The organism is Dactylosporangium sp. NPDC049140 (genome assembly GCF_040648435.1).
In genome coordinates this window covers 1-5681 of the sequence record NZ_JBEZDS010000127.1, presented here as the reverse complement: position 1 = coordinate 5681, position 5681 = coordinate 1, and the positions used below count along the sequence as shown (strand labels likewise).

The following is a 5681-nucleotide window of genomic DNA, read 5'->3' as shown; positions in this document are numbered from 1 at the left end:
GGACGGCCGTGGCGGGTCGCGGTCGGCCGGGGGCATCCAGGGTTGTACGGCATCGCCCGCTCGTACGAGGAGGCCCGCGAAGCGCTGACCATGGCCGGGCGGCTGCAGGTGGAGACCCCGGTCGTCAACGCCCACGACCTGCTGGTCTACCGGGTGGTCCTGCGCGACCAGCCCGCCATCGTCGACCTCGTCCATGCCGTGCTCAGCCCACTCGCGCAGGCCCGCGGCGGTGCCGGGCCGCTGCTGGCCACCCTGCAGGCGTACCTCGACACCGGCGGGGTGGCCACCGAGTCGGCGAAACGGCTGCACGTGTCGGTACGCACCGTCACCTATCGCCTCGACCGGATCAACGCGCTGACCGGCTACAACCCGACCGACCCGAAACACCGGTTCACCCTGCAGGCGGCGGTCCTCGGCGCCCAGGCCCTCAACTGGCCACAGGAGCAACTGCCAGCCCCTGGCTGACGCCGGCGATGCCGAGGCGTATCGGGCACACCGGCAACGACGGGTGCCGGCGGCGACCAAGATTCTGCGCGCAGGCCGCCGGTCACGCATCGTCGCCGGACGGCGGTATCACCTTCCGAGGATCGGCAATGCCGGCGCCCCGCAGTTCGCCGGCCGCGCCCGGTGACACGCGCCGCTTCGGCGCGGCAGGGTGGATGGCAAAGCCACTACCAGGGCGGCCCGCCGGCGAAGCACCAGGCTGCCCTGTACCGGTCGACGTCCGGACGGGCTCGGTTCCGGCGAAAGGGCAGACACGTGCAGTACCAGCAGATCGTCGATGCCGTCCACGCGAAGATCGCGCCGCTGATCGGATGCGGCCGGGTGGCCGACTACATCCCGGGGCTGGCCGGCGTGGATCCGCGCCGCTTCGGGCTGGCCCTCGCGGCACCGGACGGTGCGGTGTACGGCGCCGGTGACTGGCAGACCGCGTTCTCCATCCAGAGCGTATCCAAAGTGTTCTCACTCGCCCTGGTGCTCGGCCACGACAGCGACGCGATCTGGCGGCGCATCGGGCGCGAACCGTCCGGCAGCCCATTTAACTCGCTGCACCAGTTGGAGCAGGACCGGGGCGTGCCGCGAAACCCGTTCGTCAACGCCGGCGCCCTGGTCGTGGTCGACGAGCTTCTCACCCTGACCGGTGACCCCAGCCTAGCCGTGCTCGACCTGCTACGCGCCGAGGCCGGCAACCCCGCGGTCACCATCGACGAGCAGGTGGCCAAGTCGGAGGCCGGACACCGCCACCGCAACGCCGCCCTGGCGCACCTGGTGGCCAGCTACGGCAACCTGACCAACCCGGTCGACGCCGTCCTGGACCAGTACACCGCCCAATGCGCCATCGCGATGAACTGCGGCGACCTCGCCCGGGCCGCCGGCTTCCTCGCCCGCCACGGGCTGCGCACCGGCGGCAGCCGGCTGCTGTCGCGCAGCGACGCCAAACGACTAAACGCCACCATGCTCACCTGCGGCACCTACGACAGCGCCGGCGAGTTCGCCTACCGGGTCGGGCTGCCCGCCAAGAGCGGCGTCGGCGGCGGCATCCTGGCCGTCGTGCCCAACCGCTGCACCCTGGCCGTCTGGGGTCCGGGGCTCGACGAGTGCGGCAACTCGTGCGCCGGGCGGGCGGCCCTGGACGCGTTCACCACCCTGACCGGCTGGTCGGTGTTCTAACCATGCCAGGATCATCCCGCCGCCAGCGATCGACCCCGCGCGGCACTGCAGCATCCCGCCGTACAACCTCATGTCGGGATGCCACAGCGAACCGGGTCGAGTTCACCGGCTGCCACACCGACAGCAGCGTGCCGGAGCGGATGCTTCGCTTCGACCGATGATCACCCCATCCGCTCAGGTGCCGCCGGTCCGCTGACACGTAACGCAAGCGGCGGGCCCGCGGCAGGGTCCCCAGGCCTTCGACGGGAATGTCGTGGCGACAGCCCGTCGCAGACGCGTCGTTACAGGCTCAGGTGGCGGTCATCGCGGCGCGGCGCAGCGCCGCCAGAGCGGCCAGGCCGGCACCACGCACGGCGACGATGCGCGGCCGGGTCGCGGCCCGCGCGGCCATACCCATTGCGCCGGCCGCGCGGGCCGCGAGCTGCGGGCCCGCAGCGCCGCCGACGAGCAGCAGTCCACGGCGGGTCATGGCGTCGGTGACGTCCTGGCAACGCGGGTCGCGGCGCAGGTCGTCGACGAGGTCGATGATCGTGTGGACGATCGGATCGAGCTCCGTGGGTCGGATCAGATCGGCGACACCGATGTCGGCGCGGCGGGCGGCAGCCACGCCGCCGCCGGTGAGGACAGCAACCTCGGTCAGCTGCGCACCCACGTCGGCGACGAGGAGCACGCCGGGCGTTGCGCCGACGCCGATCGCTGCCGCCCGGATACTGTCGATGAACAGCAGCCTCGACGGGGCGAAGACCGCGGTGAGCAGCCGCCGCACGGCGGCCTCGTCGTCGGCGGTGGCCAGCACCGGCCGGCAGGCCACGACGACGGCTCCGGCGGGCAGTGGCCGGTGGTAGCGGCGCAGCAGCCGGGTCAGCAGGCGTTCGTACCCGGCAGGGTCGGCGATGCGTCCGCGGTGCACGAGCCGGCTGGGGTTCATCAGGCTGTCGCTGAACGTCGGGGCGCTGAGGACGGGCTGCCCGGACGCCCAGATCCGGGTACGGCCGCTGCCGAGGTCGACGGCGACCGCTGCGGGTCTCGTCGTGGCGTGGATGCGGGGCGGTGTACCCGAGACGCGGGCGGCGCCATCGGTGATCGGGACGTCGACACGTCCGCTCCGCTCGGGTTCACGAGTCGAGGTGGGCACGGGGTTCGTCCCTTCTGCTGGGCGCACGCGGGCTGGTCAACGACCGCCCCCCGGACGAGGCGGTAGCGGACCGGTCGAGGTTCAGCCGCCGAATGCCGCGGCCCGCGCCGGGCCGGGTTGCCCCGGTCGTGGCAAGCACGCCGGCGGGTCGGCAGCCACGACCGGCCTCGTTGTCACTGGGCTGGCCATCATCGCCTCCTGGCAGGTCCGGCCCGGCGCGAATCTCCAGCGATCCGACAAACAGGGCCCGATCGCACGGGCGCACGCCGGTAAGCTGCGTCGCTCGTGGTTGCCGGTCGTCGGCAAGCCGGGGTGCGAGCCCCACGGAGGTGCGGTGGCGGGGGTTGGGCCCGCAACGCCGGGGTAGTGCCGATCCCGACAACGACGTGACCGACCAGGGGAATGGGGTGGCGGAGATGGCCATGCTCTTGCGCGCGGATCCGTTCCAGCAGATCGACCGGATCGTTCAAGAGCTGTCTGGCACCTTGGCACGGCCTTCAGTCATGCCGATGGATGCGTGGCGCAGCGGCAACGAGTTCCTGGTGCAGTTCGATCTGCCCGGGGTGGACCCGGCCAGCATCGACCTGACGGTGGAGCGCAACGAGTTGACGGTGCGCGCTGAGCGGCGTCTCCCACAGACGGACGGCGCGGACCTGGTGATCAACGAACGGCCGACAGGGGTGTACACGCGGCAGATGGTGCTCGGGGAGAGCCTGGACACCGAACGGTTGGAGGCCAGCTACAACGGCGGAGTGCTCACGATCCGCGTCCCGGTGGCCGAGCAGGCCAAGCCGCGAAAGGTCGAAATCGCCAGCGACTCGCAGGGTGCCACGCAAATCACCAGCGGATGACGCCGGACAACACCGGCGCGCGGGGACGCGGCGCTGCCCGGCCTATCTGCGCGGTGGCCGGGCAGCGCGATTGGGTGTCCGGCGCGTCGGCGGCTCCGGCGAGGCCGGCGAGGTACAGGGCGGGGATGAAATGGTCCGGCGTGGGCACCGCGCGGTCGAAGTCGCGGTGCGCGTCGAGGGTCGCCAACTCGGTCGGATCGGTGAGCATCCGCGTTTTGGCGTCCTCGTCGAAGCGCTGCGCCCAGTCGTAGCCGGCGTCGGCGAGGTTCCAGTCCATGCCACCCAGGTTGTGCACCACATTGCCGCTGGCGATGATGAGCACGCCCCGTTGGCGTAGCGGCGCCAGCTTCGCGCCCAGGTCCAGGTGGTAGTCCAGGGACTTGTTCGCGTTGATACTGAGCTGCACGACCGGGATGGAGGCGTCGGGGAAGGCGTGCACGAGCACCGACCAGGTCCCGTGGTCGATGCCCCAGCTGTCGACGTCCGCTCCGACCCAGGTCGGGTGGACGACGTCGCTGACCTCCGCCGCCATCTCCGGTAGCCCGGGCGCGGGGTACTGCACGTCGAACAGCGCCCGGGGGAAGCCGTAGAAGTCGTGGATGGTACGCGGTCTCGGCATGGCGGTGACGGCGGTGGCGTTGATGTACCAATGTGCGCTGACCACCAGGAGCGCCCGTGGCCGGGCAGTGGTCTCGCCGAAGGCCTTCCAGGCCGCGGTGTAGCGGTTGACCTCGAGTGCGTTCATCGGGTTGCCGTGGCCGAAGAAGGCCGCCGGCATGGTGACGTCGGAGATGTTGACCGAGTCGGCAGTCACGATCGTGGCCTTCCTCGACGAGGTTGTCGCGGCGCCGCGACGAGCAGCGCCTCCAACACGTGGTCGTCGCATGCGGTGCAGATGCTTACGTACGCTACCGGCCGACGGCGGATGGCGCGGGTTCGCGCCCGCGGCCGGCTGCCACGCGGGGAGGTGTGCTCGATGCATTGCCATGCGCGGCGGCGCGCAGGTGTTGTGCCCTGATCCGGGGTAGCTGCCGACGGCGAGTACAACTGCGAGCGCCCGAGGCGTCGGTCGCGGACCTCGACCCGGACGGCCCGCAGCGCGACCACGGCGCGTTGCGCCGCTACCTCGACGGCCTAGCGCGGGTCACCGGCATCGACGGCACGCCGATGTCCGACATCGAACTCGAGGAGGCCCGGCACCGGTCCGAGACCGAAGCATTCCTGGCGACCGTGCACGGCGGCGTCGTGTTAGCACTCCGGCAGGTTCCCAGGGCGCTGCACGTGAAACTGACCGGTCCCCGGGCCGGCCGGGTCCAGCAGGCCATGCGACTGGAGGGCATCGACCGGAAGACCGCCGAGCGGGGCCGTGCGACCAACGACCGGGCACGGCGCGGGTACCGCTCCTGCAGCATCCTCGGGACCCAGTGGGCCGGGTTGGCCGGATCTGTGGAGGCGCCCACCACAGCGACGGTGTGCGCGTCGGCAAGGATCTGCCTGGCGGTTCGCACGACTGGTACCCCCTCGGCTCGGTCGATGCCGATGCTGTGCATGACGGCACTGGGCTGCGGTTGGGTCGCTGGCCATCCGCTCGTCGGCGGTGGCGATCGCGTGACTCATTGGGACCTTCCTCCAGTGGGCATTTCCGTGTGTCTGTTGCTTGAATGCGCCGTGCGGCGTCCGGGATCGGCTGCCACCGCGCGGAGCAGCCGCCGGCCGCAGGCTCGGCGAGACAGGCGCGACAGACGTCAGCGCCCGGTCCCCGTTGACGCTGCGAAGCGGTCGCTGTTTCGTCACATGAGTCCCTCCTCCTCTCGAAGCTCCTGCCCACGTCCGGCACGCCGCCAGGCGGGGCTTTCCTCCAGGCTGCCGGCATATCCAGACGCCACCCAGGGCGTCGGTTGGCAGATGTGGTTGACCCCAGATTGCCGACAGTCGGCAGGGCCGCGGACCCCGCGCTCGAGGCAGGGTGGCCGACCGTGCCCTGGCTTCGTGTGCCGGGCGGCCGACCGCGGCCACGGCCATCG

5 protein-coding genes and 1 pseudogene are annotated in these 5681 nt (G+C 71.4%); 3 read left to right on the top strand and 3 right to left on the bottom strand.

The genetic code is table 11. The features are described 5' to 3' along the window. A partial coding sequence (locus tag AB0B76_RS58635; protein ID WP_360395060.1) for a helix-turn-helix domain-containing protein occupies positions 1 to 465 on the top strand: 465 nt, incomplete at its 5' end. A 294-nt stretch (positions 466 to 759) separates the two neighbouring features. Continuing rightward, complete coding sequence (locus tag AB0B76_RS58630; RefSeq protein ID WP_360395057.1) at positions 760 to 1671, top strand: glutaminase; 912 nt, start codon at positions 760 to 762, stop codon at positions 1669 to 1671. Positions 1672 to 1960: 289 nt separating this feature from the next. On the opposite strand, the gene AB0B76_RS58625 is transcribed toward AB0B76_RS58630, so the two are convergent. Beyond that, positions 1961 to 2806 carry a rod shape-determining protein gene (locus tag AB0B76_RS58625; RefSeq protein ID WP_360395054.1) on the bottom strand — a complete coding sequence of 282 codons (846 nt, stop codon included), beginning with the start codon at positions 2804 to 2806 and terminating at the stop codon, positions 1961 to 1963. 422 nt (positions 2807 to 3228) lie between these two features. On the opposite strand from AB0B76_RS58625, the gene AB0B76_RS58620 reads away from it, so the two are divergent. Further along, positions 3229 to 3657: an Hsp20/alpha crystallin family protein gene (locus AB0B76_RS58620; protein ID WP_360395063.1), complete on the top strand. Its 429-nt coding sequence runs from the start codon at positions 3229 to 3231 to the stop codon at positions 3655 to 3657. On the opposite strand, the gene ygiD is transcribed toward AB0B76_RS58620, so the two are convergent. Continuing rightward, positions 3644 to 4471, bottom strand: coding sequence for a 4,5-DOPA dioxygenase extradiol (gene ygiD, locus AB0B76_RS58615; RefSeq protein WP_360395051.1), 828 nt, complete (start codon positions 4469 to 4471; stop codon positions 3644 to 3646). The two genes, AB0B76_RS58620 and ygiD, sit on opposite strands and share 14 nt — an antisense overlap. A gap of 586 nt (positions 4472 to 5057) precedes the next feature. Next, positions 5058 to 5165 (bottom strand): annotated as a pseudogene (locus AB0B76_RS58610) (CoA-binding protein); the annotation flags it as partial. Positions 5166 to 5681: the final 516 nt, after the last annotated feature.